This window comes from Piscinibacter sp. PDB1-1, assembly GCF_056675995.1.
Genome location: NZ_JBWVZJ010000002.1, coordinates 577839 through 603445, shown reverse-complemented (window position 1 = coordinate 603445; position 25607 = coordinate 577839). Strand labels below are relative to the sequence as shown.

The following is a 25607-nucleotide window of genomic DNA, read 5'->3' as shown; positions in this document are numbered from 1 at the left end:
GGCAGTTCGTATGGATAGCGAGATTGGCGTGCAAGGGTCAGGCAGCGGCAGGAGCGACGGCGTTGATGTCGCGGATGCACGCCATGGTGTGTTGCTCGCCCACCTCGCGCAGCACCGGGCGCTGCTCGTTGCACTGTGCGCTCGCGTAGCGGCAGCGGGGCGCGAAGGCGCAGCCCGGTGGCAGGCGCGAGAGGTCGGGCGGGGATCCTTCGATGGGCACGAGGCGCTGCGACGAGTCGCCATCGAGGCGGGGCACGGACGCCAGCAAGCCGCGGGTGTACGGGTGCTGCGGGTTCTTGTAGATGTTGCGCGCCGTGGATTGCTCGACGATGCGCCCGCCATACATCACCGCCACGCGGTCGGCGTAGCGCGCCACCACGCCGAGGTCGTGCGTGATGAGGATCAGCGACGCCTGCGTCTCGCGGCACAGCTCCTTCAACAGATCGAGCACCTGCGCCTGCACGGTGACGTCGAGCGCGGTGGTCGGCTCGTCGGCAATGATGAGCCGCGGCTTGCAGGCCAAGGCCATGGCGATCATGGCGCGCTGGCGCTGGCCACCCGAGAACTGGTGCGGGTAGGCACCCGACTTGGTGTGCGCATCAGGGATGCGCACCTTGGCCAGCAGGTCGCCCGCGGCCTTGATGGCCTGCTCCCACGGTGTGCCGCGGTGCAGGTTCATCGGCTCGCCGATCTGCTTGCCCACCGTGATGGTGGGGTTCAGCGAGGTCATCGGCTCCTGGAAGATCATCGCGATGCGGTCACCGCGCACGGCACGGATCTCGGCGTCGCTCAGCTTCACCAGGTCCTTGCCTTCGAACAGGATCTCGCCGCTCTCGATGCGCCCGGGCGGGTTGGGGATCAGGCGCAGGATCGAGAGCGCGGTCACGCTCTTGCCCGAGCCCGATTCGCCAACGATGGCCAGCGTCTCGCCTGGTGCGACGTCGAAGGAGACGTTGTCGACTGCGGTGACTTCGCCGCGCTCGGTGCGAAAGCGCGTTGTCAGGCCGCGGACTTGGAGCAGGGGTTCAGTCAAGGCGATTGCTTCCGATCGGTCGTTCAGCGGTGGAGGCGGCGGCGGGCCGAGCGCCGGGCCGCTCCCAAGCATGTCCTGAGCTTGGTCGAAGGGCCGGCCCGCATCCCCTCGGGGGATCGCCCGGCGTACGCGCCGGGCGAGGGGCCGTCATCGTTCACTTGCCCATCTTCTTCTTCAGCTCCTGGTCGATCCAGATGCGGCTGTAGATCGGCCAGGGGCGCACGGCACCGGCGCGCAGTTCGCCGTCGTAGTTCTTGACCCACGGCCACCACGCGACGTGGTTGTAGGCGGTGGGCAACCACACGTACGGTGCCTTCTCGAGGATCTCGCGCGTCATCACCTTGAGCATGATCTGGCGCTTGCCTTCGTCACGCTCGGCGAGCACGTCGTCGACCTTCTTCGCGAACGCAGGGTCGTCCCACTGCGAGGGGTTCCAGACCTGGCCCTTGACGAAGTTCTTGCGGATGGAAGTGGTCGGGTTGGTGTGCCCGTTGTCCATCAGGTAGAGCGGCGCGTTGGTGCGCGTGGTCATGGCCGACAGGAACGCTGGGTACTCCATCGGCTGGATCTCGAGCTTGACGCCGATCTTGTCGTAGTACGCGGCGAGCATCTGTACCAGGTCGCCGTGTTGCGTGTTCACGGCGTTGTACTGGACCTTGAAGCTGAACCCGTTCGGGAAGCCGGCTTCGGTCAGCAACTGCTTGGCCTTGGTCGGGTTGTAGGTGTACAGCTCCTGCACCGCCTGTGGCATGGCCGAGAGCGGCTCGTAGTAGCCCTTGTAGTCCGGGTGCATCGGGAAGCCGAACATTTCGGCGTGCCCGCTGTAGATCGACTTGATGATGGCCTGGCGATCGACCGCCATGTTCATCGCGCGGCGCACGCGGATGTCGTCGAACGGCTTCACGTCGGTGCGCATGGCCATGTAGGTGCCGACCATGCCGAGCGTGCGCGACCACTTGAGTTGCGGTGCCTGCTTCTTCAGGTCTTCGACCTCGCTGGCGCGAATCACTTCGAGGATGTCGAGCTTGCCGGTGCGCAGCAGCGAGTAGCGCGTGGCCTCGTCCTTGATGGTGCGGTAGGTGACCTTGTCGACGAAGGGCAGCTTGTACTCGGCGCCGCCGATCTTTTCCTTGTCCCAGTAGTTGGGGTTCTTGACATAGGTGTTCGAGTTGCCGGACTGGAAGTCCTGCAGCAGGAAGGGCCCCGTACCGTTCACGTTCTTCCAGTTGGAGGCGCCGGCCTCGACCACCTCCTTGGGCACGATGGCCGAGTAGTAGCCCCAGCCCCAGCGATAGTCCCACTCGGCGTTGTAGTGCTTGAAGTTGAAGACCACCGTGTGCTTGTCAACGGCCTCGACCTTGCCGATGTGGTCAAGGTATTCGGGGATCTTCTTCGGGCTCTTCTGCTGGCGCTCGACGGCATACACCACGTCGTCGGCCACAAATTCGCGCGACTTCATCACGCCCGGCTTCTCGGGGTACATCACGCCCTTGCGAAGCTTGACCTCCAGCTTGAGCGGGTCGATCCACTTCCAACTCTCGGCGAGCTCGCCGCGGATCGCGTCGGTGGGCAGCCAGGCATCGGCCACGAACTGATGCTTGCCGCCGTTCTTGACCGACTTCGACAGGTCACCCGACCACAGCACCTCGTACTGGCCGCCGGCGTCGTGGTTGATCTTCCAGTTGTAGTCGGCCGGGTCCCACGACAGGGCCGAGATGCCGACATACACCGTGCCCAGGCGCAGCTCGCCGCCGTACTGCGGTTTGCCTTGCGCGCTGGCCACCGCGGGCGCCAGTGCGGCGGCCACGGCCATCACGCAGGCGGTCAGACTGAGGTTCATCTTCTTCATTCGCGTCTCCTAGCGGAATTGCAGTCCGGCATGGCCGGGGTTCGTGCCCATCTCACTTCTACGTGCTTGCTTGGACTTCGATGTCGACCACGGCGCGGGCGGATGCCGGTGTCGGGGAGGGGGATCAGCGCGAGCCGCGCATGCGAGGGTCGAGCAGGTCGCGCAGGGCGTCGCCGAACACGTTGGTGGCGTACACCATCACGGTCAGGCACAGGCCCGGGGCGAGGGCCAGCCACGGGCCCTGGAACATGTACGTGCGCCCGCTGCCGGAGAGCATGCCGCCCCAGGTGGGCGCGGGCGGCGGCACGCCCAGGCCCAGGAAGGCGAGGCCTGATTCGGCCAGGATCACGGTGCCCACCCGGGTGGTGAAGATCACGATCACCACCGGCATCACGTTGGGCAGGATGTGCTTCCACAGGATGCGCACGACCGACGCGCCGAGCGACTGCGCGGCGTGCACGTACATGTTCTCGCGTACCGCGACCACGGCGCTGCGGATGATGCGCGAGCCGTCGATGCCGAGCAGGATGCCCAGCGTGAGGATGGTCTGCATCATGCCGGGGCCGAAGATCGACACCACCACGATCAGGATGATCAGGCTCGGGAAGCTCATCCATGCATCGACGAAACGCTGGATGATCATGTCGGTGCGGCCGCCCGCGTAGCCGCTGACCACGCCGATGACGATGGAGATGATGGTGGAAAGCGCCGCCGCCGAGCAGCCGATGATCACCGACAGCCGTGCACCATAGATGCAGCGCGAGAGCATGTCGCGCCCCAGGTTGTCGGTGCCGAACCAGTGGGCCCACGAGGGCGCCTGCAGCCGCTCGAGCATGTTCAGCTCGTTGAAGCCGAAGGGTGCGATCACGTCGGCAAAGATGCCGCACAAAAGCATGAACAGCAGCACCGCGCCACCGGCGGCACCGAGCGGCTTGGTGCGGATCAGGCGGCCGAGGATGCCGCGCGAAGGCGGGCGCGAGACGGCGCGCGTGGCGAGGTCGTTGAGGACGGCGGACATGTCAGTGCACCCTTCGCGCTGCGCTCGGTCCCGCCAGGCGGGAGGGTTCGTACGTGGCGTGGACCTGCGTGCTCATCAGCGGTACCTCACCTTGGGGTCGAGCAGGCCGTAGCTCAGGTCGACGATCAGGTTGATCACCATCACGGCCAGGCCGACCACGAGAAAGACGCCGGTGATGATGGGGTAGTCTCGTTGGTTCACGGCGTCGAGCAGCAGCAGGCCCATGCCCGGGATCACGAAGATCTGCTCAATGATCACCGCGCCGCCGATCAAGAGCGGCGCCTGCAGCCCGATCAGCGTGACCACCGGGATCAAGGCATTGCGCAGTGCATGGCGCACCACCACCAGCGGCTCCGACAGGCCCTTGGCCCAGGCGGTGCGGATGTAGTCCTGGCGCAGCACCTCGAGCATCATCGTGCGCGTGAGCCGCATCGTGATGGCCGATAGCGAGGCGCCGAGGATCATCGCCGGGATGATCATCTGTTTGAGGTTCTGCCACGGGTCGGTGAAGAAGGGTACGTACTCGACCTCGGGCGACCAGTCCCACCAGATCGACGGAAAGACCATCACCATGGTGCCGATCCAGAAGCTGGGCACCGCCAGCAGCAGGATGGAGAACGAGCGGCCGATGTAGTCGCCGGCGGTGTCTTGGCGGATCGCGGAGTAGACCCCGATCGGAATCGCAATCATCAGCCCGATGATGAGCGCGAGCAGCCCCAGCTCGAAGGTGACGGGCAGGCGAGCACGCAGGAAGTCGGTGACGGGTGCGTTCTGCCACAGCGAGTTGCCGAAGTCGCCGCGAAAGAGGATGTTGCCCGCCCAGCGGAAGTACTGCTCCCACATGGGCCGGTCGAGGCCGAGCGCAGCGACGACCTGATCGCGGCTCAGCGTGTCGGCGCCCATGTCGTTCTGGCTGAGCATCAAGTCGATGATGTCGCCGGGGATCAGGCGCACCGTCACGAACACGATCAGGCTGGCGAAGAACAGCGTGGGCAACAGCGACAGCAGTCGCCGGACGACGTAGCCGCGCATCAGCCGTTCACCTCACGTTTTGCATCGCTGCTGGCCGCAGTGTCGGTGGCTTGTTGCCGCCATACCCAATCTTCGGCCTGAAGGAATCCTGTCTGCATTCGCTCGCCTCGATCTCGTGCGCAACACGGGCTGCGCCAACGCGGCCATCATCCATCGAACACGCGGCTGCGTCTTGCAGGGCAAACACTTAGCCGAGGCTGAATGGCAGCCCCGCACGGCCATACCATTCTTTCGAAATGAGGGAAAACGCGGGTTTGATGCACGGAACTCGTGCATGCTCGGCAGATCGCGTTTCGGCTTTGCGTCAGCGAGGCCAGGCAGCGAGCAAGCCGCGCAATGCGGTGATGAATGCCAGCGGCTGATCCACCATCAGGTGATGGCGCGCCGCAGGGATCTCGATGCGCGGCGAGCCGGCAGGCGCAAGGCTCGCGATGTACGCCAGCACCTCGTCGTCGAACAGCGCCGACTGCGCGCCCCACATGATGGCGACCGGGCAGGGCAGCGCCGCGAAGTCGGGCACCGGGTTCTCCATGCGCATGTCGCGCCACTGGTAGGGGTCGAAGCGCCAGGTCCAGCCCTGCTGGTCGCCTGTGCTGCCGTCTCGCGGCACCTGCTTGAGTGCGCCACGCGCGATGTGGTCGGCGATGTAGAGGTTCTTGCACACCTGGGGCGGCACGAAGCGGAAGCGCGCCAATGCGCTCGGCAGATCGTCGTAGACGCGCGTGGGGCGCGGGTCGTTGTTGCTGGGCGCGCCGGGGCGGCGGCGTGCCTTGCGCATCTCGGGCGTCATCACCGGCGAATCGACCATCACCAGCCCGCCCGCCTGGGCTGCATTGCGCGCGGCAAAGCGCAATGCCGGGAAGCCTCCGAACGAATGCGCCACCAGCACGGGCTTTCTCGGGCCCTGCATCAGGCCGGTGGATTCGATCACCGCGCCGATCTCGCCGGCGAAGGTGTCGATGGAATAGGCGTCGCGCCAGCCCGAGCCGCCCATGCCCGACCACGACAGTGCGGCCACGCGGTAGTCATCTGCAAAGAAGGGTGCGATGAAACTCCACCAGTCGGCGTGGGCGCGGTTGCCGTGCAGCAGCAGCAGGCCGGGCTTGCCGACCTCGCCCCATGTGAGGGTTTCGATGGGCGTTCCGCCGACCTCGGTGACACTGCGCTGCGGCGTGCGCTGCAGGGCCTCGTCGAACCAGCGCGGGGACTCGGGTTTCTCGCCATTGAAGGCGGCCAAGGGGGCTTGAATGTTGGCTTCTTTGGCAGAGAGTTCGGTCACGGGATGGGTGTCCGGAATGGAAACTCAGGTATGCAGGTGGGCAAAACCCGTTTGTCGCACGCGAGACTGGCCCTCGGCCAGTGATGTTCTATAAAGTGAACTGGCGTTGCGCGCGCCCCCACTAAGGCAGATTAGAAAAATCAGTCTGCCAGAGATTCAGGGCTTGTGCCACCGGGCAAGCGCCGGGGCGCGCAGACGGCAACTTCAACAACGGAGATGAGCCATGAACTTCACGATGTCAGAACGGCAGGCGTATTGGCGCGATCGCGTCATCGCCTTCATGAACCAACACGTCTACCCAGCCGTGCCGACCTACTACAAGCAGATGAAGGACTTCGGCGAGAACCGCTGGCAGGTCGTGCCGGTGGTCGAAGAGCTCAAGGCCGTCGCCAAGAAGGAAGGCCTGTGGAACCTCTTCCTGCCCAAGGATTCGCTGCCTGAAGACAGCCCCTACCGCGGTGCCGGCCTCACCAATCTCGAGTACGCCATGTGTGCCGAAGAGATGGGCAAGGTGGTCTTCGGTTCCGAAGTCTTCAACTGCTCGGCGCCAGATACCGGCAACATGGAAGTGCTGGCCCGCTACGCGAACGACGAGCAGAAGAAGATGTGGATGGAGCCGCTGCTCGACGGCAAGATCCGCTCCGCCTTCCTGATGACCGAGCCCGCCGTGGCTTCGTCGGACGCGACCAACATCGCGATGGAGATCAAGCGCGACGGCGATCACTATGTGCTCAACGGCCGCAAGTGGTGGTCGTCCGGCGTGGGCGACCCGCGCTGCAAGATCGCCATCGTGATGGGCAAGAGCAACCCCGATGCGCCCGCGCACGCACAGCAGTCGCAGATCCTGGTGCCGCTCGATACCCCGGGCATCGAGATCGTCCGCATGCTGCCGGTGTTCGGTTTCGACGACGCGCCGCACGGCCACGCCGAAGTGGTGTTCACCAATGTGCGCGTGCCGGCCGAGAACCTGCTGCTCGGTGAAGGCCGCGGCTTCGAGATCGCACAGGGCCGCCTCGGCCCGGGCCGCATCCACCACTGCATGCGCACCATCGGCAGCGCCGAACTGGCGCTCGAGAAGATGATGAAGCGCCTGCAATCGCGCGTGGCCTTCGGCAAGCGCATCATCGACCACTCGCTGTGGGAAGAGCGCATCGCCACCGCCCGCATCGACATCGAGATGACGCGCCTGCTGTGCCTCAAGGCGGCCGACATGATGGACAAGGTCGGCAACAAGGTTGCCAAGCTGGAGATCGCGATGATCAAGGTGCAGGCCCCGCGCATGGCGCTGAAGATCATCGACGACGCGATCCAGGCCTTTGGTGGCGCCGGCGTCAGCGAAGACGCAGGCCTGGCCAAGCAGTACGCCGGCATCCGCACGCTGCGCCTGGCCGATGGGCCGGATGAGGTGCATAACCGCACGATCGCGCGATTGGAGATGGGGAAATATCGCGCGCCGAAGGCGTAAGAGCTTCTTCCGAGCCCCTTGATGGATGAGGGGCCAAGAGGGCCTTCGATACCTCAGGCTGAGCGGCCGGAGGCGATCGAAGGCCCTTGTCATTGGGTGGCTTCGTGAGCCCCAGCCCGCTCAGGCTGAGGTATCGAAGTCCCGCTCAGATGGTGGTGCGGTGCGTGATCCGCTTCAGCCTGCGGCCTGCATCGCCTTGCCCACTTCGTTACGCCCTTGCTCGGCGCCGCTCTCCGGCACGACCTCTTGATCGCGATCCGAGATCACCTCGAACTGCGCTGCGACCTGGTCATCCGCATCGTCACCTGTGCCGATGTGCGTGCCCATCGTCATCGTGACGTAGCTGCGCGCAAACGTGCCGGCGCCGGCGTTGAGGATGGTGCGGGTGGGTGCGTCTTCGCTCACCAGGTACAGCAAGCCAGGCGTCACGGCTGCGGGCGCCAGCTTGTCCAGCACCACCTGCGGCATCAGCCCTTCGGTCATCGCGGTGGCGGCAGTCGGTGCGAGGCAGTTGACCTTCACGTTGTCCTTCGCGCCTTCGAGCGAGAGCGTCTGCATCAGGCCGACCAGCGCCATCTTCGCGGCGCCGTAGTTCGACTGGCCGAAGTTGCCGAAGAGGCCCGACGACGAGGTGGTGTGGACGATGCGGCCGTACTTCTGCGCGCGCATGATCTCCCACACGGCCTTGGTGCAGTACACGGCGCCCATCAGGTGCACGTCGACCACGAGCTTGAAGTCGGCCATCTCCATCTTGCTGAAGCTCTTGTCGCGCAGGATGCCTGCGTTGTTGACGAGGATGTCGACACGGCCCCAGGTGTCCACCGTGGTCTTGACCATGGCTTGCACGGCATCGAAGTCGGTGACCGAGCACGACACCGCGATCGCTTGGCCGCCTGCTGCCTTGATTTCGCCGGCGACCTTCTGTGCGCCTTCGCCCAGGTCGTTGACAACCACCTTCGCGCCACGCCTGGCGAGTGCAAGGGCGTGCTCACGGCCCAGGCCGCCACCTGCGCCTGTCACGATCGCGACACGGTCGGTAAAACTAATGCTCATGGTTCTCTTTCAAACAATCTGGTATGTTTTCCTGCGCTCTGAAGAAGCCCTGTTTTCACAGGGAGACTCATCACGCGGAGACATCGGGTTAGAAAAGTCGGTTGGTCGTTTCGTTCAGCGTTTCGTCCAGCCAGCCCGGTCTGAAACGGCCTTCGTTTGGCCCCCAATTTAACCAGCAAGGAACTGTCATGTCGTTGTTCTCACTCGCCGGCAAGGTTGCCGTGATCACAGGCTCGTCGCGCGGCATCGGCAAGGCGATTGCCGAGCGCATGGCCGAGCAGGGCGCCAAGGTGGTGATCTCGTCGCGCAAGCCCGAGCCGTGTGCCGAAGTGGCGGCGTCGATCAACGCGGCCTATGGCGCAGGCAGCGCGATCTCGATCCCCGCCAACATCTCGTCGAAGGACGAGCTCAAGCATCTGATCGACGAGACCACGCGCCAGCTCGGCAAGGTCGACATCGTGGTGTGCAACGCCGCCAGCAACCCCTACTACGGCCCCATGGCCGGCATCGAGGACGACCAGTTCCGCAAGATCCTCGAGAACAACGTGATTGCCAACCACTGGCTGATCAATTTCGCGGTGCCGCAGATGATCGAGCGCAAGGATGGCGCCATCATCATCGTGTCGTCGATCGGTGGCCTGCGCGGCTCGCCGGTGATTGGCGCCTACAACGTCTCCAAGGCGGCCGACTTCCAACTCGCGCGCAACCTGGCGGTCGAGTACGGCCAGCACAACATCCGCGTGAACTGCATTGCGCCGGGCCTCATCAAGACCGACTTCGCCAAGGCGCTGTGGGACAACCCCGAGACCCTCAAGCGCTCGACCGCCAACGCGCCGCTGCGCCGCATCGGCGAGCCCGACGAGATCGCCGGCGCGGCGGTCTTCCTCGCCTCCAAGGCGGGCTCGTTCATGACAGGCCAGGCGCTCGTGATCGACGGCGGCGTGACCATCTGACCATCCGGGTGAACCCATGAGCACCGACACCTTGCAAAGTTTCCGCGAGGAAACGCGCACTTGGCTGGCGCAGAACTGCCCGCCCGAGATGCGCAAGCCCATCACCAGCGAAGACGATGTCTGCTGGGGCGGCCGCCAGTGGAAGTTCACGTCCGACGCGCAACGCGTGTGGCTCGAACGCATGGCCGCCAAGGGCTGGACGGTGCCCACCTGGCCCAAGGAGTACGGTGGCGGCGGGCTCAGCGGCGAAGAGGCCAAGGTGCTCGCGCAGGAGATGCGCGCTATCGGCGCCCGCGCGCCGGTACAGAGCTTCGGCATCTGGATGCTGGGGCCCGCGCTGCTCAAGTTCGGCACGCACGCGCAGAAGCTCGAGTTCCTGCCGCCCATCGCGCGCGGCGAGATACGCTGGTGCCAGGGCTACTCCGAGCCCAACGCGGGTTCTGATCTCGCTTCGTTGCAGACACGCGCTGATGACAAGGGCGATCACTTCATCGTCAACGGCCAGAAGATCTGGACCTCATACGCCGACAAGGCGGACTGGATCTTCTGCCTGGTGCGCACCGACCCGCAGGCCAAGAAGCACACTGGCATCAGCTTCGTGCTCTTCGACATGGCCTCGCCTGGCGTGAGCACCAAGCCCATCCTGCTGATCTCGGGCAAGTCGCCGTTCTGCGAAACCTTCTTCGACAACGTGCGCGTCGAGAAGAGGAACCTCGTGGGCACGCTCAACGCCGGCTGGGATGTCGCCAAGTACCTGCTGACGCACGAGCGCGAGATGATCGGTGGCATCGGCGACCGCGGCGCGGCCAAGCCGCTGGGTGTGGTGGCGGCAGGCCTGGTGGGCACTGATGCGAGCGGGCGCCTGGCCGACCCACTGCTGCGCGCGCAGATCGCGCAGTTCGAGGTCGACGAAGCGGCCTTCCGCCTGACCATGGAGCGCGCCATGGACGAAGCCCGTGCCGGCCACGGCAACCCGGCCTTCAGCTCGGTGCTCAAGTACTACGGCGCCGAGCTCAACAAGCGCCGCCACGAACTGCTCATGCAGGCAGGCGGCAGCGATGCGCTCGAGTGGGAAGGCGAGCGCTCCCGCGACGGCGCCGCAGCACGTACCTGGCTGCGCACCAAGGGCAACTCCATCGAGGGCGGCACGAGCGAGGTGCAGCTCAATGTGATTGCCAAGCGCATCTTGAACCTCCCTGGCGCTTGATAAGTACCAACCGCTCAGGCTGAGGTGTCGAAGCCTTCCACGGCCTGCGCCGGCCTTCGATACCTCAGGCTGAGCGGGTTCAGCAATCTCCGAAAAGACACACACATGGCACTCGTCCTCACCGAAGAACAAGGCATGCTGCGCGACAGCGCCAAGGCCTTTCTGGCCGACAACGGACCCGTTTCCGAGCTTCGCAAGCTGCGCGACGGCCGCAGCGCCGATGGCTTCGGCCGTGCACTGTGGAAGCAGTTCGCCGAGATGGGCTTCACCGGCGTGCTGATCCCCGAGGCCTACGGCGGCATGGGCCTTGGCCTGGTCGAGGCGGGTGTGGTGATGGAAGAGATCGGCCACAACCTGACGGCTTCGCCCTTCCTGGCCTCCAGCATCGTCGCGGCGAGTGCGATCCTGGCTGCGGGCACCGAGGTCCAGAAGCAAGCCACGCTGCCCGGGATTGCCACAGGCGAGTTGATCGCAACGCTCGCTGTCGACGAGCACAGCAAGCACAACCCGCACAACACGTCGCTCAAGGCCGAGAAGTCCGGTGACGGCTACACGCTCGATGGCCACAAGACCTTCGTGCTCGATGGCCACGTGGCTGATCTGTTGATCGTGGCAGCGCGAACCGGCGGTGCCAAGGGCGATCTCGCGGGCCTCACGCTGTTCCTGGTCGATGCAGCGACTCCGGGAGTAAGCGTCGAGCGTGCTGCGATCGTCGATGCACACAATGCCGCGCGCGTGAGCTTCAGCCGCGTCGCGGTCCCCGGCAACGCTGTGCTCGGCACGGTGGGAGAGGGGTTTACGCCTCTCAATGTTGCGCTGAATGCGGGTCGCGTGGGTGCCGCGGCCGAGATGCTGGGCATTTCCGACGAAGTGTTCACCCGCACGGTGGTCTACCTGAAAGAGCGGCAACAGTTCACCAAGATCATCGGAGAGTTCCAGGCGCTGCAGCACCGAGCTGCGCACCTCTATTGCGAGATCGAGTTCACCCGCTCGGCCGTTCTCAAGGCATTGCAGTCCGTGGGCGAAGGCGGCCCTGCGGCGGTCGGGCTGGCCTCGGTGGCCAAGGCCAAGGCCGGAACGACGGTCACGCTCGCGGTGCAAGAGGGCGTGCAGATGCACGGCGGCATCGGCATGACCGATGAGTTCGAAATCGGCTTCTTCATGAAGCGTGCGCGCGTGCTTCAAGAACTCTTCGGCGACGCAAACTACCACGCCCACCAGCTCGCCCAGCTCAAGCAGTACTGAGCCAGGGAGCGCCCGCCGATCTACGCGCGGACCTTGCCAGCGCGCGCCTGCGGGCTTGCATGGGGCGTGACAGTTGGTGCGAGCGCCTTGCTGGCCAGCAGCAGTGCCACCAGGGCTTCGCCGCCCACCGAGATGTGCTCGCGCATCAACGCTGTGGCCGCTTCGCTGTCGCCGCTGCAAATGGCGTCGACGAGGGCCTGGTGCTCGGCGGCCGACTTCTGCATGCGCCCCGGCTGGTGGAAGGTGTGCCTGCGGAAGGCCGCCAGGCGCTTGCGCACATTGCGCGCCTGCTCCACCAGCACGGTGTTGCCGCTTGCCTCGAAGATGGTTTCGTGCAAGGCCCCGTTGGCCGCGAAGTAGCCGCGCGCGTCGCCTTTGGCGACGCAGCGTGAGCAGGCGTCGCAGGCCGCGCGGATGGCTTTCGTGAGTGCGGGCGTGACGCGCCGCGCCGCCAGCCGGGCGATGGCGGCCTCGATCTCGCAGAGCGCTTCGAGCAAGGCAGCCAGTTCATCGGCACTGGGGTGGCGCACGTAGATGCCCGAGCGTGGCGCGATGTGGACCAGGCCCTGCGCCGAGAGCAGCATGAGCGCCTCGCGCACCGGCGTTCGAGAGGCATCGAAGCTCGCGGCCAGGGCCTTCTCGTCGATCGCGCTGCCAGGCGGCCGCACGCCCGACAGGATCTCGGCTTCGATGCTGGTGCGAATGCGTTCCTGGATGCTCATCATCGGCGTGGGCTTGTGCGTGGTGGTCATGCGCTGGCGGGCCGGGTGGATGTTGCAAGAGGCTCAGCGACCGGTGAAGCGCGGCGGCCGCTTGGCGGCCCAGGCCGCAGCGCCTTCCTTCAGGTCGTCGGACTTCGCGGCGCGGGCGATGTCGCGCTGCAGGTCGGCTTCGTCGAGCACACCGCGCGCGATGCGGCTCAGGTGCTTTTTCATGCCGAGCAGTGCCAGTGGTGCCATGCCGGACAGCGTGTCGGTGAGGCGGTCGGCGGTGGCATGCAGCTCGCCCGCCGCGACGAGGTGGGTGAGGAAGCCGCAGTCGCGCATCTCCTCGGCGCCGATCTTGTCGGCCGTGAGAAAGAGCCGCTTGGCCATGTTCACGCCGATGCGGCTCACGTAGCGCTCCAGCCCGCGCTGATAGAAGTGCAGGCCCAGGCGCGCCGCGGGCATGAACATCTCGACATCGTGCGAGCCGATGCGGAAGTCGCACGCCAGCGCCATATCGGTCGCGCCGCCATACACACCCCCTTGCAGCACGGCGATGGTGACCGGCCGCGCCTCCTCGAAGGCATCGACCATCTGGTCGAAGCGTAGCGTGCGCGGCCCGCCGATGGCGGTGATGTCGTAGCCGCTGCAGAAGTACTTGCCGGTGGCTTGCAGGCGCAGCACCAGCACCTCGTCGTGTTCGTTGACGGTGGCGATGTGATCGACCAGCGCCTGCACGTCATCGGGCTCCAGCCGATTGGCCTGGCGCGCGCGGCGCAGCGTGATGGTGGCGACGTGGCCTTCGATCTGCAGTTCGGGTTCCATGCGCGGATTCTCTACCGGCCCTCGAAGCGGGGCAGCCGCTTCTCGGCGAAGGCGCGGCGGCCCTCGGCGTAGTCGGCGCTGTCGAAGCAGGCGTCCACCAGGGCGGCCACATCGTCCGAGTCGGTGCGTGAATAGCGCTCGTACGCGTTGACTGCCGCCTTGGCGGCACGCACGGTGAGCGGCGCATTGCGTGCGATGCCCTCGGCGTAGCTGCGCACGCGGGCTTCGAGTGCCGATTCCTCGATGACGAAGTTCACCAGGCCGATGCGCAGGGCTTCGTCCGCCTGCACGAAGCGCGCGCTGAACAGCAGGTCGCGAGCGTTCGATGGGCCCACAAGCCGCGCCAGTGCCGCCACGCCAGCGTACTCGTAGCCCAGGCCGAGCTTGGCCGCGGGGATGCCGAAGGTCGAATTGGCCGAGGCAAACCGCAGGTCGGCGCTCAGCGAGACTGCGAGCCCGCCGCCGATGCAGTAGCCCTGGATCATCGCGATCAGCGGCTTGTGCAGCCGTGCCAAGCCCAGGCGGCCCCGCTCGGCGGTTTCGGCGTAACGCTTGCGCTGCTCGGCGTTCGCGCGTTGCTGGTCGAACTCGGAGATGTCGGCGCCCGAGGCAAATGCCTTGCCGCCGGCGCCCTTGAGCACCACCGCTCGCACGGCGTCATCAGCCGCCAGGGCCTCCATCGCGTGGCCCAGGCCTTGCCACATCTCGAGCGAGATGGCGTTGCGGCGCTCGGGGTTGTTGAAGGTGACCCAACCGATGCCGCTCGCATCGGTGTGGGCGAGCACTTTGTCGGTGCCGAGATCGATCATGCGATGGCTCCTTGTTCGCGCAGGGCGTCGATGCGATCGTCGTCGTAGCCGAACTCGCGCAGCAGCTCGCGCGTGTGCTCGCCGGCGTCCGGCGCGGCATGGTGGAAGCGCTCGGGGTGCGGAAAGCGCGACAGGTTGATCGGCGAGCGCACCAGGTTCAGGTCGCCCAGGGCGGGGTGCGGGGCCGGGCGCGTCATGCGCAGGTGCTGGGCCTGCTCGTCGTCGAAGGCCTGCCCGACGTCGAGGATCGGCCCGCAGGGCACACCCACCGCATTGAGGCGCGCGACCAGATCGGTGGAGGTGAACCGTCGGGTCTGCGTGTTGAGATCGGCATTGAGCTGCTCGCGGTGCTGGATGCGCGAGCGCACGTCGGCGTAGTCGGGGTGGTTCAGCAGGTGCCCGGCATCGAGCGTGGAGCACAGCGCGGCCCACATCTTGGGTGTGCTGGCCGCGAGGTTGACGAGGCCGTCGCTGGCCTCGAACACGCCCATGGGCACCGCCGTGGGGTGGAAGTTGCCCTGCTGCTGTGGCACATCGCGCGACATGGTGTAGCGCGCGCCCTGGAAATCGAGCTTGTTGAGCATCGATTCGAGCAGCGAAGTGTGGACCCATTGGCCTTCGCCGGTGTGCTCGCGGTGCAGCAACGCGAGCAGGATGCCCTGGCCCAGGAACATGCCGGCCGAGGTGTCGGACACGGCGATACCCGCCCGCATCGGCCCCTGCCCGGGCTCGCCCGTGATCGACATCAGGCCGGACAGGCCCTGCACCACCTGGTCGACGCCGGGCCGGTCGCTGTAGGGGCCGTCTTGCCCGAAGCCGGAGATGCTCGCGAGGATGATGCGCGAGCTGACCGCGCGCAGCTGCTCGTAGTCGAGGCCAAGCCGCGTCTTCACGTCGGCGCGGAAGTTCTCCACGACCACGTCGGCACGCCGCACCATCGCGTGCAGCACCTCCAGCCCGCGCGGGTGCTTGAGGTCGATGCACAGGCTGCGCTTGTTGCGGTGCAGGTTCTGCTCGTCGGCGCCGCGCCGCGCGCCCGTCATCGAGTTGCCGGCCTGGTGCGGTGGCGGCTCGATGCGGATGACGCGCGCACCCCAGTCGGCCAGCAGGCGCACGGCGGCGGGGCCGGCGCGAGCCACGGTGAGGTCGAGGACCGTGTACTTCGAGAGGGGCATGGGTCTGAGTGCTCGGCGGTGGGATTCTTGGCGGTCGATCTCTTGGGGTGGTCGCTTAGCGATAGTTCAGCGGCCCGCCCGGGCGGAAGGCGGGCAACTGGCTCATGGCTTCCCGCTCTACGCCGCGCGGATCGTTCTGCAAACTGCAGTCGAGGTTGAACACCATGGTGTTCCTCGATTGCGGTGTAAACGCGGGCCAGTCGGGCAGCCCTTGCGCAGCGGGTCGCCCGTGGCGCGCGAAGTGGGCCCACGCGGCCATCATCTTGCGAGAGAGATCCACCAGTTCGGGCGCCTGTCCTGTGAAGGCGGCGGCAGCATCGAGATTGCCGAAGATGAACGGCAACTCCGCCGTGTGCGGCGAGCGCAGCCTGCCACCGAACACGGGGCTCTCCCACGCGAACTCGTACATGTAGACCGGTGCGCCCTGCTGTTGCGCCTTCTGCTCGGCGCCGCGGATGTTGGTGACGCGGTACATGTGGTCGCTGGCGATGTAGGCCAGCACGTCGCTCGGCGAAGCGCCGGGGTGTTGCGACTGGTACACCGAGATCAACGCATCGGCTTGTGCGACGTCGATGCGCATGAAGCGCTTGATGCGCTGGAAGGCGTCTTCCGCGCTGAGCATGAAGTTCGATGGATCAATCGCGAGATAGAAGGTCGCCTCGGTGGCCGTGGCGCCCACCAGCATCGGGATGTGCGCCGAGATTTCGGGTGCCTGCGGGAAGAACGGGTGCCGCGTGAGCGAGCGGCCGTCGATCACCGGGCGGAAGTTGTCCTGCCCGCCATTGGCAGACACCACATTGAGCATCGCGCGGACCAGGTCGGCCGTCGGCAACCTCTGCAGCGACGCGAAGTTGCCGGGCGACAGGCCGATCTCCTGCAGCAGCTGGTGGGTGGCGCGGTAGGAGTCTTCGTGCTCCTGAACGTGGAAGCCCGACGAGGAGCTTTGCACCACCGCGCGGTGGAACAGCCCCTGCGCCTGCGGCATGGCCATCAGGATCGCGACCTTGGCGCCGCCGCCCGATTGGCCGAAGATCGTCACGCACGCCGGGTCGCCCCCGAAGCCCGCGATGTTGTCGCGCACCCATTGCAGCGCGAGCACGAGATCGAGCATGCCGGCGTTGCCGGCATCGGCAAATCGCTCGTCGGCGCCTGCGGGCGGGCACAGGTAGCCGAAGAGGTTCAGGCGGTGGTTCACCGTGACGACCACCACGTCTTCATGAAGGGCCAGCGCGCTGCCATCGAGCACGGGCGTGTCGCCGGCGCCGAAGGAGAACGCGCCGCCATGCAGGTAGACCATCACCGGGCGTTTGGCGTTGTCGGTGGCGGCAGTGAAGACGTTGAGCACCAGGCAGTCTTCGCCCTGCGGCGTCTCGCTCGTCAGCCACTGAAAGATGCGCGTGCGAGGGGTCGGCGGCTGCGGAGAACAGGGGCCGAAGGCGAGGGTGTCGCGCACACCTGTCCAGGGCTCGTGTGGCAGCGGCGCCAGAAAACGCCGCGCGCCGGAGGTCGACGCGCCGTAGGGGATGCCCTTGAACACGGCAACGCCGCGCTCATGGGCGCCGCGCACGCGGCCGTGTGTGGTGTTGACGATCGGGCCGGACGGGGGGTGGATCTGATCGGACAAGGTGACGCTCCCTGCTGTAATTGATATATCTGTCGAAGATATGAATATTCGACAGCCACGTCAATCCTGGAGAGCGCGGCAATGTGCGGCGCCGAACGAACCTCGCGCGAGCTGGGGCTGCTGCTACAGCTACAGCTACAGCTACAGGTCAGCGCGGTAGCGGTCGAGCATCTGCGCTTGCGTCTCGACCGGCCCGGCCATGCCGGTCTGGTCGCCGATCATCTCGCCCATCGTCGGCAGCGCCGAGCGCGGCAGTTGTGCATCGGCCGCCCACAGGCGCGAGCGCATGAAGGCCTTGGCACAGTGCAGGTAGACCTCGTCGGCGCTCACGACGATGGCGGTTTGCGGCGGGTTCTGCTCTGCCGCGAAGTGGCCCAGGTGTGCCGGATCGCGTGACAGCCAGGCGCGGCCGTTGATGCGCAGCGTTTCATCCACACCGGGGATCATGAAGATCAGCCCCGCCTTGCCGGTCTCGATGATGTTCTGAAGCGAGTCGAGACGGTTGTTGCCTTTGGCATCGGGGATCAGCAGCGTGCGGTCGTCCAGCACCTTCACGAAGCCCGGCGCGCCGCCGCGAGGCGATGCGTCCGGCATGCCCTGTGCGCCGGCGGTCGCCAGCACGAGGAAGGGCGCAAGCTCGATGAAGCGGCGGCTGTGCGCTTCGAGAGCGCCGAGCTGCTTGGCGAGGGTGCGGCCCTTGGGCTGCGCGTAGAGGCGGCGCAGCTCGGCGAGCGTGGCAACTCGGTGTTCGCTCACGCGTGGGCCTTGGCGGCATGCACGTGCTTGTCGCGCAACTCGCGCTTGAGCACCTTGCCGATGGCGCTGCGCGGCAGCTCGTCGATGTAGTGCACGGCCGAGACGCGCTGCGTCTTGCCGACCTGGTGGGCGAACCAGTCCTGCAGCGCCTGCTCGGTGATCGGCTCGCCCGGCTTCTTGACCACGTAGGCCACCGGCGTCTCGCCCCACGCGTCGGAGGGCACGCCGACCACGGCCACGTCGGCCACGGCGGCATGCTGGCGCAGGATGGCTTCGAGGTCGCTCGGGTAGACGTTGAAGCCGCCGGTGATGATCATGTCCTTCTTGCGGTCCATCAGCGTGAGGAAGCCGTCTTCGTCGAAACGACCCACGTCGCCGGTGCGGATGAAGCGCTCGCCTTCGGGGCTGTACCACTCGGCGTCGCGTGTCTTGCCGGGTTGCTGGTGATAGCCGGTCATCATCGACACGCTCTTGCCCACCACCTCGCCCATCTCGCCGATCGGCACCTCCTTGCCGTGCTCGTCGATCAGGCGGATGTCGTGGCCTTCGGCCGGCTTGCCCACGGTGTGCAGCTTGGTCGGGTGCGCATGCGCTTCGAGGATGCAGGTGCCGCCGCCTTCGGTCATCCCGTAGAACTCGTTGAGCGTGCCGGGCCAGCGCTTCACGATGTCGGCCTTGAGTGCGGCGCCGAAGGGTGCGCTGGTGCAGAACTTGGCGGTGAAGCTCGACAGGTCGAAGGCATCGAAGTCGGCAACGGCCATGATGCGCTGGTACTGCACCGGCACGAGCATGGTGTGCGTCACGTGGTACTTCTGTGCGAGTTCGAGGTAGCCCCGCGCGTCGAACTTGGGCATGAGCACCACGGTGCCGCCCCAGGCCAGCGTGGGGAAGAACACCACCAGCGTGGTGTTGCTGTACAGCGGCGTGGCGAGGATGGTCGTGGCGTGCGGGCCGTAGTTGTAGGCGCCGCCACCACGGCGCACGTGCGCCCAGCGCATGCTGTGCGGCTGCACGATGCCCTTGGGCGTACCGGTGGTGCCCGACGAATAGATGATGTTGAAGGCCCAGCCGGGTTGCGACTTGACCGCCTTGAACGGGGTGCCAGCAGGTGCGACCCAGTCGACGAGCTGCGTGCACGTCGAGCCACCGAGCGTCGATCCGTCGAGCGAGACGCGGGGGATCTTCAGCGCCTCTGCGGCCTTGACCGCTTCGGCCGTGGCGGCTTCGGTGAAGAGGATCTTCGCGTCGGCGTCGGTCAGCATGCCTTGCAGCTGCTCCGGCGTGGATCCGGGGGCGAGCGGCGCTACCACCACGCCGGCACGCAAGGCGCCGAGAAAGATCGCCGCGTAGTGCACCGACGAGTAGGCACAGATGGCGATGGCCTGCTGCGGCTTCACGCCGTCGCGTTTCAACGCGGCGGCCACGCGGTCCATCATGGCGTCGAGCTGGGCATACGTGACGCTGGCGGTCTTGTCGACCAGCGCAAGGCGTTTCGGGTCGCGCTTGGCGTGGCTGCGGATCAGGTCGGCGATGAGGCCGAAGTCGTTCTCGAAGGGGGCGGCGATCGGGTCCATGGGTGTCTCGGCAATTGAACGTGCGCTGCGGGCTTGGGCCGGCAGGGCGGGGAGGAGGATGAGTTACACGGTGGCCACGGGCTAGACGGTGGCCACGGCGGTGACGGGCGACCCCACCGCGCCGGGCAAGCGCAAGGGCGGTGCGGTGAGCAGGAATCGTGACCGATGGTTCGATCGCAGCCAAGCGGCAAGTTCACTCAAGAACCACAGTTCGCCCAAAGGCACGCCCAGCTTGAAGAGGCAGTGCTCGTGCAGCGGCAGTGCGGCGCGTTCGGCATCGCCTTCGGTGTCGCGAGCGGGGTAGGCCTCCACCGCGTAGTTGTCGGCGATGAGCGCAGCCACGCCGCTGTCGGTCACCCACTGCAAGAGGCGCTCGTCGCGGCCGTCGAGCGTGGCGCAGGAGTTGTTGAGCACGGCCATGTCGGGCTCGCGGTTCATCGACAGGATCACGTCGGCGAAGCCGGTGTGAAAGAGCAGCATGTCGCCGCGCTCGACCTGCACCTTGTCAACTTCCATGATGCGCATCAGCTGCTCGTAGCCCACACGCTCGCGGGTGTTGCCGATGTGGGCATGCAGGTTCACCAGCACGCCCCGGCCTTGGATGGCCTTGACGGCGAAGTTCTCGACACCGAGCTTCAGGGCATACGAGCCGCCCTCGCCGCAGCCACACGAGGCGAGCTTCAGGTCGCCAGGGCCGAGCACGTCTTCGTGTGCGCGAAAGCCGTTGTAGTAAACCTTCTCCGGCTCGCCATCGCCGTCGGCGTCGAACCACGAGCCGACGTGCGCGAAGGTGTCCCACTGCGTGGAGTACTGCAGTGTGATGTTGACCTGGTCGTCGCAGACCACATCGGTGTTGCGCCGGTCGAAGCGCCGCAGCGGCATGTTCATGAACGGGTCGCCGCTCAGATCGGTGGGGCGCAGATCGGGCGGCTTGCGGCGTGGGTTGAGCTTCGCGCCACCAGGGTAGTCGAGCGGCAGGCTCAGGCCGAACGACAGGCCCTCCTTCACCTCGGCCACACCTTGCTTCACCTTCTCGGGCGTGAGCAGGTTGAGGCGGCCCAGTTGATCGTCGGGGCCGAAATCGCCCCAGGTCGATCCTTGCGGGCGGTGCTTCCAGCGGGGCGATGTGCTCATGTCACTTCTTCACCAGCGGGCAGGCGCTCGTGGCGAGCGGCGTGAAAGCCTGGTCGCCCGTCACGGTGCCCTTGAGCGTGTAGTAGTCCCAGGGCGTCTTCGATTCGGCGGGCTTCTTCACCTGGAAGAGGTACATGTCATGCACCATGCGGCCGTCTTCGCGGATGCGGCCGTTCTTGGCGAACATGTCGTTGATGGGCGTGGCGCGCATCTTGGCCATCACCGGCTCGGTGGCATCGGTGCCGGCCGCCTTGATCGCGTTCAGGTAGTGCAGCGTGGCCGAGTACGCGCCGGCCTGCGCCATGTTGGGCATGCGCTTGGTCTTCTCGAAAAAGCGCTTGGCCCAGGCGCGGCTCTCGGGGTTGAGATCCCAGTACCAGCCGGCGCTGAGCATCATGCCCTGCGTGGTGGCCAGGCCCAGGCTGTGCACGTCGTTGATGAACATCAGCAAGCCCGCAAGCTGCTGCTTGCCCGAGGCCGTGAGGCCGAACTCCTTGGCGGCCTTGATCGAGTTGATGGTGTCGCCGCCTGCATTGGCAAGGCCGATGATCTTGGCACCCGAGCCTTGCGCCTTGAGCATGTACGACGAGAAATCAGAAGCGCTCAGCGGGTGGCGCACCGAGCCCAGCACCTTGCCGCCGCCGGCCTTGACGACGTCGGAGGTGTCCTTCTCGAGCACCGAGCCGAAGGCGTAGTCGGCTACCAGGAAGAACCAGCTGTCGCCGCCGTTCTTCACCACCGCCTTGCCGGTGACGTTGGCGAGCGCGTAGGTGTCGTAGGTGTAGTGGATGGTGACGGGCGTGCAGGCTTCGTTGGTCAGGCGCGAGGCCCCGGGCGAGGTGAAGACGGCGATGCGGTTCTTCTCTTTCGCCACGCCGGCCACGGCGAGTGCCGGGGCGCTGGCGGCCACGTCGAGCACGGCGTCGAGTTTCTCCACGTCGTACCACTCGCGCGCCTTGTTCGCGGCGATGTCGGCCTTGTTCTGGTGGTCGGCCGACAGCACTTCGATCGGCTTGCCGAGCACCGTGCCGCCGAAGTCGTCGACGGCCATCTTCACCGCCGTCACGAGGTTGGGCCCGGTGATGTCGGAGTACAGGCCCGACATGTCGAGGATCAGCCCGATCTTCACCTTGTCGTCGGAGATGCCCTGGGCCTGGGCGCTGGCCGCGCAGGCGAGGGCGGCGATGGCGGAGGTGAGCGCCGCGGCGCAAGTCTTCAGTCTCATGCGTTGTCTCCTGCTGTGGTTGTTGTTGCGGTGATCAATAGCCGCGTTGCCTGTCCACCGCCAGCGGCTGCGGTTGGCCTTCGCGCGCGCGGCGCAGCGCGTCCAGGCATTGCTGCGCCACGGTGTCGAAGGAGGCCTGCGCCGCGATGTGCGGCGTGGCCACCACCAGCGGGTGCGACCAGACCCAGTTGTCGGGCGGAGGCGGTTCGCGCTCGAACACATCGAGCGCCGCGCCGGCGAGGTAGCCGCCGTCGAGCAGCACCTGCAGGTCGTGCTCTACGAGTTGTTCGCCGCGGCCGACGTTGATGACGAAGGCTCCGCGTGGCAACTGCGCAAGCGTGTGGTGGTTCAGCAGGCCGCGCGTCTCGTCGGTGAGCGGCAGGGCGCACACCAAGATATCGGCTTGCGAAAGGAACTCGGGCAGTTCATCCGCGCCCGCGAAGGTGGCCACGCCCGGCACCTCGCGGGGCGTGCGGCTCCATCCTCCCACCGGGTAGCCGAGCGGCAGGAATGCGCGTGCGATGGCTTGGCCCACGGCACCCATGCCCATCACGCCGACACGGCAGCGCACCGCGGTGCGCACGGGGTGGCGCTTCCATTCGGCACGGGCTTGCTGCTCGGCGTAGAGCGGCAGATCGCGCGTGAACTGCAGCGTCGTCGCGACCACGTACTGCGCGATCTCGATGCCCTGCATCGGGTCGACCACGCGTGTGAGCGGAACGTGCTGGGGCAAGTCCTCGACTAGCAACTTCTCTGCCCCCGCGCCCGTGGAGCACAGCACGCGCAGGTTGGGGTAGCGGGGCAGGACGCCCGGCTTCATGCGCCAGGCGAGGATTGCTTCGACCGCCTCGGGCGGCGGCTCGTCTTGCTCGGTCCAGACGGGGATGCCGCCAGAGGCCTGGCGCAGGGCGGCGGCAAATGGTGCCGACGGAAGGGGGTTCGACAGCACCAGGATGGCCATGGATCGCGCGGTTCCTTAAATGTCACTTTCCTTAGGCGTCATAACCCGGGTTGCGGCGGTCGAGCCGGCGCAGCAGCCCAGGCCATACCAGGCTGGAACCCTGGCCGCGCGATGCGTCTCGGGCCTGTCGCATGTTCAGTTCGACCACGTCCTGCGGGATGTGGCTGAGTTCGCTGCCACCCGACTGCGCCAGGATCTGGATGCGGCACGAAGTTTCGAGCGTGTACATCGCCTGGAAGGCTTCGGCCACGCTGCGCCCGCAGGTCAGCAGGCCGTGGTTGCGCAGGATCAGGCAGTTGTTCTTGCCGAGATCGGCACACAGGCGCGGCTTCTCTTCATCGCGCAGCGCGATGCCTTCGTAGTCGTGATACGCGATCTGGTTGAGCGGCAGCGTCGATTGCTGCGAGAGCGGCAGCAGGCCGTTCTTCTGCGCCGAGACCGCCACGCCATGCAGCGTGTGCGTGTGCAGCACGCAGTTCACCTCAGGGCGCGCCTCGTGGATCGCGCTGTGGATCACGAAGCCGGCTGGGTTGATGTCGAACTTCGAGGGCATCACCTTCTCGCCGTGGTGATCGACTTTCACCAGGCTGGAGGCGGTGATCTCATCGAAGAAGAGACCGTAGGGGTTGATGAGGAAGTTGTCCGGCTCGCCGGGAACGCGGGCCGAGATGTGGGTGAAGACGAGATCGTCCCACCCGAAGAGCGCGACCAGCCGGTAGGCGGCCGCGAGATCCACGCGGGTTTGCCACTCTTCTGCGGAGACCTGGTTCTTGAGCGACGCGAATTCGAGCGGTGCATTCATGATGTGTCTCCTGCTGTGTGGATGAACCCGGTTTTATACCGGCCGGTGCGGGGCTTGTCGAAGTGCACGCTGGTGCATGCGCATCGCTTTGCCCCGCTTGTCGCCTGAGTTACAGCGCCTTCACCAATTCCGGCACAGCCGTGAACAGATCGGCCTCGAGGCTGTAGTCGGCCACGCTGAAGATCGGTGCCTCGGGGTCCTTGTTGATGGCCACGATCACCTTGCTGTCCTTCATGCCGGCCAGGTGCTGGATGGCCCCCGAGATGCCGGCGGCGATGTACAGCTGGGGTGCCACGATCTTGCCGGTCTGCCCGACCTGCCAGTCGTTGGGGGCGTAGCCCGCGTCCACTGCGGCGCGGCTGGCGCCGAGCGCAGCGCCGAGCTTGTCGGCCAGCGGGGTCAGCACTTCGTTGAACTTGTCGCTGCTGCCCAGCGCTCGGCCACCGGAGACGATGATCTTGGCGGCGGTCAGCTCGGGGCGGTCGTTCTTGGCGATCTCGCTGCCCACGAAGCTGCTCTTGCCGCTGTCGGCTGCTGCAGCGGCGGTTTCCACGGCGGTGCTGCCACCGGTGGCGGCCGCAGCGTCGAAGCCGGTGGTGCGCACGGTGATGACCTTGACCTTGTCACCGCTTTGCACGGTGGCAATGGCGTTGCCGGCGTAGATGGGGCGCTCGAAGGTGTCGGGGCTGACGACCTTGGTGATGTCGCTGATCTGGCCGACGTCGAGCTTGGCGGCGACGCGCGGGGCAACGTTCTTGCCGCTGGCGGTGGCGGGGAAGAGGATGTGGCTGTAGTTCTGGGCGATCGCCAGCACTTGCGCAGCGACGTTCTCGGCCAGGCCGTGGTCGAGCTGGGCGCCGTCGGCGTGGATGACCTTGCTCACCCCGGCGATGGCGGCAGCGGCCTGGGCGGCTTCGCCTGCGTTGGCTCCGGCGACGAGGACGTGCACGTCGCCGCCAATGGCAGCGGCGGCGGTCACGGTGTTGAGGGTGGCGCCCTTGATGGACTTGTTGTCGTGTTCGGCAATGACGAGGGTGGTCATGTTCTTGTTCCTTCCCTTAGATGACCTTGGAGACGTTCTTGAGCTTGTCGACCAGGGTGGCGACATCGGGCACCTTGATGCCGGCGCTGCGCTTGGGGGGCTCGGCGACCTTCAAGGTCTTGATGCGCGGGGCGACGTCGACGCCCAGGGCCTCGGGCTTGACGGTCTCCAGCGGCTTCTTCTTGGCCTTCATGATGTTGGGCAGGGTCACGTAGCGCGGCTCGTTGAGGCGCAGGTCGGTGGTGACCACGGCCGGCAGGCTGAGCTTCAAGGTCTCGAGGCCGCCGTCGACTTCGCGGGTGACGGAGACGCCGTCGGCGCTGAGTTCGACCTTGCTGGCAAACGTGGCTTGGGGCAGGTCGCCCAGGGCAGCGAGCATCTGGCCGGTCTGGTTGCAGTCGTCGTCGATGGCTTGCTTGCCGAGGATGACGAGGCCGGGTTGTTCCTTGTCGACCAGGGCCTTCAGGAGCTTGGCGACGGCCAGGGGCTGCAGTTCGGCGTCGGTCTCGACCAGGATGGCGCGGTCGGCGCCGATGGCCATGGCGGTGCGCAGGGTCTCCTGGCACTGGGTGGGGCCGGCGGACACGGCGATCACTTCGGTGACGACACCCTTCTCCTTCAGGCGAACGGCTTCTTCGACCGCAATCTCGTCGAAGGGGTTCATGCTCATCTTGACGTTGGCGATGTCCACACCGCTGCCGTCACTCTTCACACGTACCTTCACGTTGTAGTCCACCACGCGTTTGACGGCTACCAGCACTTTCATGAGAACGATCACTTTCTAATGTTGAAAAGAAAACCTCCCTACACCGTTCGCCAGAGAGAGGAGGTGGCGAACGGGC

General features: G+C 66.3%; 23 protein-coding genes. 4 read left to right on the top strand and 19 right to left on the bottom strand.

Going from position 1 to position 25607, the window contains the following annotated elements; all coding sequences use genetic code 11:
* Positions 1-37: 37 nt before the first annotated feature.
* From AC1KAR_RS14445 to AC1KAR_RS14425, 5 genes are all read right to left on the bottom strand, one after another.
* Positions 38-1033 carry an ABC transporter ATP-binding protein gene (locus AC1KAR_RS14445; protein WP_480318844.1) on the bottom strand — a complete coding sequence of 332 codons (996 nt, stop codon included), beginning with the start codon at positions 1031-1033 and terminating at the stop codon, positions 38-40.
* 154 nt (positions 1034-1187) lie between these two features.
* Positions 1188-2882 (bottom strand): ABC transporter substrate-binding protein, encoded by a 1695-nt coding sequence (locus tag AC1KAR_RS14440; protein WP_480318842.1) that lies wholly within the window; start codon positions 2880-2882, stop codon positions 1188-1190.
* Between the two features lie 124 nt (positions 2883-3006).
* Complete coding sequence (locus AC1KAR_RS14435; RefSeq protein ID WP_480318840.1) at positions 3007-3900, bottom strand: ABC transporter permease; 894 nt, start codon at positions 3898-3900, stop codon at positions 3007-3009.
* A gap of 75 nt (positions 3901-3975) precedes the next feature.
* A complete protein-coding gene (locus tag AC1KAR_RS14430) occupies positions 3976-4932 on the bottom strand; it encodes an ABC transporter permease (protein WP_480318838.1) in 957 nt (318 codons plus the stop codon).
* A gap of 304 nt (positions 4933-5236) precedes the next feature.
* Positions 5237-6211: an alpha/beta fold hydrolase gene (locus AC1KAR_RS14425; protein WP_480318836.1), complete on the bottom strand. Its 975-nt coding sequence runs from the start codon at positions 6209-6211 to the stop codon at positions 5237-5239.
* 223 nt (positions 6212-6434) lie between these two features.
* Between AC1KAR_RS14425 and AC1KAR_RS14420 the strand changes: the two genes are divergently transcribed.
* Positions 6435-7676, top strand: a complete 1242-nt coding sequence (locus AC1KAR_RS14420; RefSeq protein ID WP_480318834.1) for an acyl-CoA dehydrogenase family protein — start codon at positions 6435-6437, stop codon at positions 7674-7676.
* 174 nt (positions 7677-7850) lie between these two features.
* On the opposite strand, the gene AC1KAR_RS14415 is transcribed toward AC1KAR_RS14420, so the two are convergent.
* Positions 7851-8729 carry an SDR family NAD(P)-dependent oxidoreductase gene (locus tag AC1KAR_RS14415; RefSeq protein WP_480318832.1) on the bottom strand — a complete coding sequence of 293 codons (879 nt, stop codon included), beginning with the start codon at positions 8727-8729 and terminating at the stop codon, positions 7851-7853.
* Between the two features lie 188 nt (positions 8730-8917).
* On the opposite strand from AC1KAR_RS14415, the gene AC1KAR_RS14410 reads away from it, so the two are divergent.
* The 3 genes from AC1KAR_RS14410 to AC1KAR_RS14400 all read left to right on the top strand — a co-directional run bounded on the left by AC1KAR_RS14410 (position 8918) and on the right by AC1KAR_RS14400 (position 12134).
* Complete coding sequence (locus AC1KAR_RS14410; protein ID WP_480318831.1) at positions 8918-9682, top strand: SDR family NAD(P)-dependent oxidoreductase; 765 nt, start codon at positions 8918-8920, stop codon at positions 9680-9682.
* A gap of 16 nt (positions 9683-9698) precedes the next feature.
* A complete protein-coding gene (locus AC1KAR_RS14405; protein WP_480318830.1) occupies positions 9699-10889 on the top strand; it encodes an acyl-CoA dehydrogenase family protein in 1191 nt (396 codons plus the stop codon).
* A 105-nt stretch (positions 10890-10994) separates the two neighbouring features.
* Entirely contained in the window at positions 10995-12134 is a 1140-nt protein-coding gene (locus tag AC1KAR_RS14400) for an acyl-CoA dehydrogenase family protein (protein WP_480318829.1), read from the top strand.
* A 20-nt stretch (positions 12135-12154) separates the two neighbouring features.
* Here the strand turns inward: AC1KAR_RS14400 and AC1KAR_RS14395 are convergent, their stop codons facing one another.
* The 13 genes from AC1KAR_RS14395 to AC1KAR_RS14335 form a co-directional block, all read right to left on the bottom strand.
* A complete protein-coding gene (locus tag AC1KAR_RS14395; RefSeq protein WP_480318827.1) occupies positions 12155-12886 on the bottom strand; it encodes a GntR family transcriptional regulator in 732 nt (243 codons plus the stop codon).
* Positions 12887-12919: 33 nt separating this feature from the next.
* A complete protein-coding gene (locus AC1KAR_RS14390) occupies positions 12920-13663 on the bottom strand; it encodes an enoyl-CoA hydratase/isomerase family protein (RefSeq protein WP_480318825.1) in 744 nt (247 codons plus the stop codon).
* Positions 13664-13674: 11 nt separating this feature from the next.
* A complete protein-coding gene (locus AC1KAR_RS14385) occupies positions 13675-14472 on the bottom strand; it encodes an enoyl-CoA hydratase (protein ID WP_480318823.1) in 798 nt (265 codons plus the stop codon).
* The gene (locus AC1KAR_RS14380) at positions 14469-15647 is read right to left on the bottom strand and encodes a CaiB/BaiF CoA transferase family protein (RefSeq protein WP_480318821.1); all 1179 of its coding nucleotides are present in this window, start codon (positions 15645-15647) and stop codon (positions 14469-14471) included. Before AC1KAR_RS14380 ends, AC1KAR_RS14385 begins: the two co-directional genes overlap by 4 nt.
* A gap of 55 nt (positions 15648-15702) precedes the next feature.
* Complete coding sequence (locus AC1KAR_RS14375; RefSeq protein ID WP_480318819.1) at positions 15703-17271, bottom strand: carboxylesterase/lipase family protein; 1569 nt, start codon at positions 17269-17271, stop codon at positions 15703-15705.
* Between the two features lie 141 nt (positions 17272-17412).
* Positions 17413-18027, bottom strand: coding sequence for a pyridoxamine 5'-phosphate oxidase family protein (locus AC1KAR_RS14370; protein WP_480318817.1), 615 nt, complete (start codon positions 18025-18027; stop codon positions 17413-17415).
* On the bottom strand, positions 18024-19601 hold the full coding sequence (locus AC1KAR_RS14365) for a class I adenylate-forming enzyme family protein (RefSeq protein ID WP_480318815.1): 1578 nt from the start codon (positions 19599-19601) through the stop codon (positions 18024-18026). Before AC1KAR_RS14365 ends, AC1KAR_RS14370 begins: the two co-directional genes overlap by 4 nt.
* Positions 19602-19682: 81 nt before the next feature.
* Entirely contained in the window at positions 19683-20735 is a 1053-nt protein-coding gene (locus AC1KAR_RS14360; protein ID WP_480318813.1) for a cyclase family protein, read from the bottom strand.
* A gap of 1 nt (position 20736) precedes the next feature.
* A complete protein-coding gene (locus AC1KAR_RS14355) occupies positions 20737-21960 on the bottom strand; it encodes an ABC transporter substrate-binding protein (protein WP_480318811.1) in 1224 nt (407 codons plus the stop codon).
* Positions 21961-21994: 34 nt separating this feature from the next.
* Positions 21995-22921 (bottom strand): 2-hydroxyacid dehydrogenase, encoded by a 927-nt coding sequence (locus tag AC1KAR_RS14350; protein WP_480318809.1) that lies wholly within the window; start codon positions 22919-22921, stop codon positions 21995-21997.
* A gap of 31 nt (positions 22922-22952) precedes the next feature.
* Positions 22953-23723, bottom strand: a complete 771-nt coding sequence (locus tag AC1KAR_RS14345; protein WP_480318807.1) for a class II aldolase/adducin family protein — start codon at positions 23721-23723, stop codon at positions 22953-22955.
* 109 nt (positions 23724-23832) lie between these two features.
* The gene (locus AC1KAR_RS14340; RefSeq protein WP_480318805.1) at positions 23833-24765 is read right to left on the bottom strand and encodes an electron transfer flavoprotein subunit alpha/FixB family protein; all 933 of its coding nucleotides are present in this window, start codon (positions 24763-24765) and stop codon (positions 23833-23835) included.
* Positions 24766-24781: 16 nt separating this feature from the next.
* Positions 24782-25531, bottom strand: coding sequence for an electron transfer flavoprotein subunit beta/FixA family protein (locus tag AC1KAR_RS14335; RefSeq protein WP_480313892.1), 750 nt, complete (start codon positions 25529-25531; stop codon positions 24782-24784).
* Between the last annotated feature and the right edge of the window lie 76 nt (positions 25532-25607).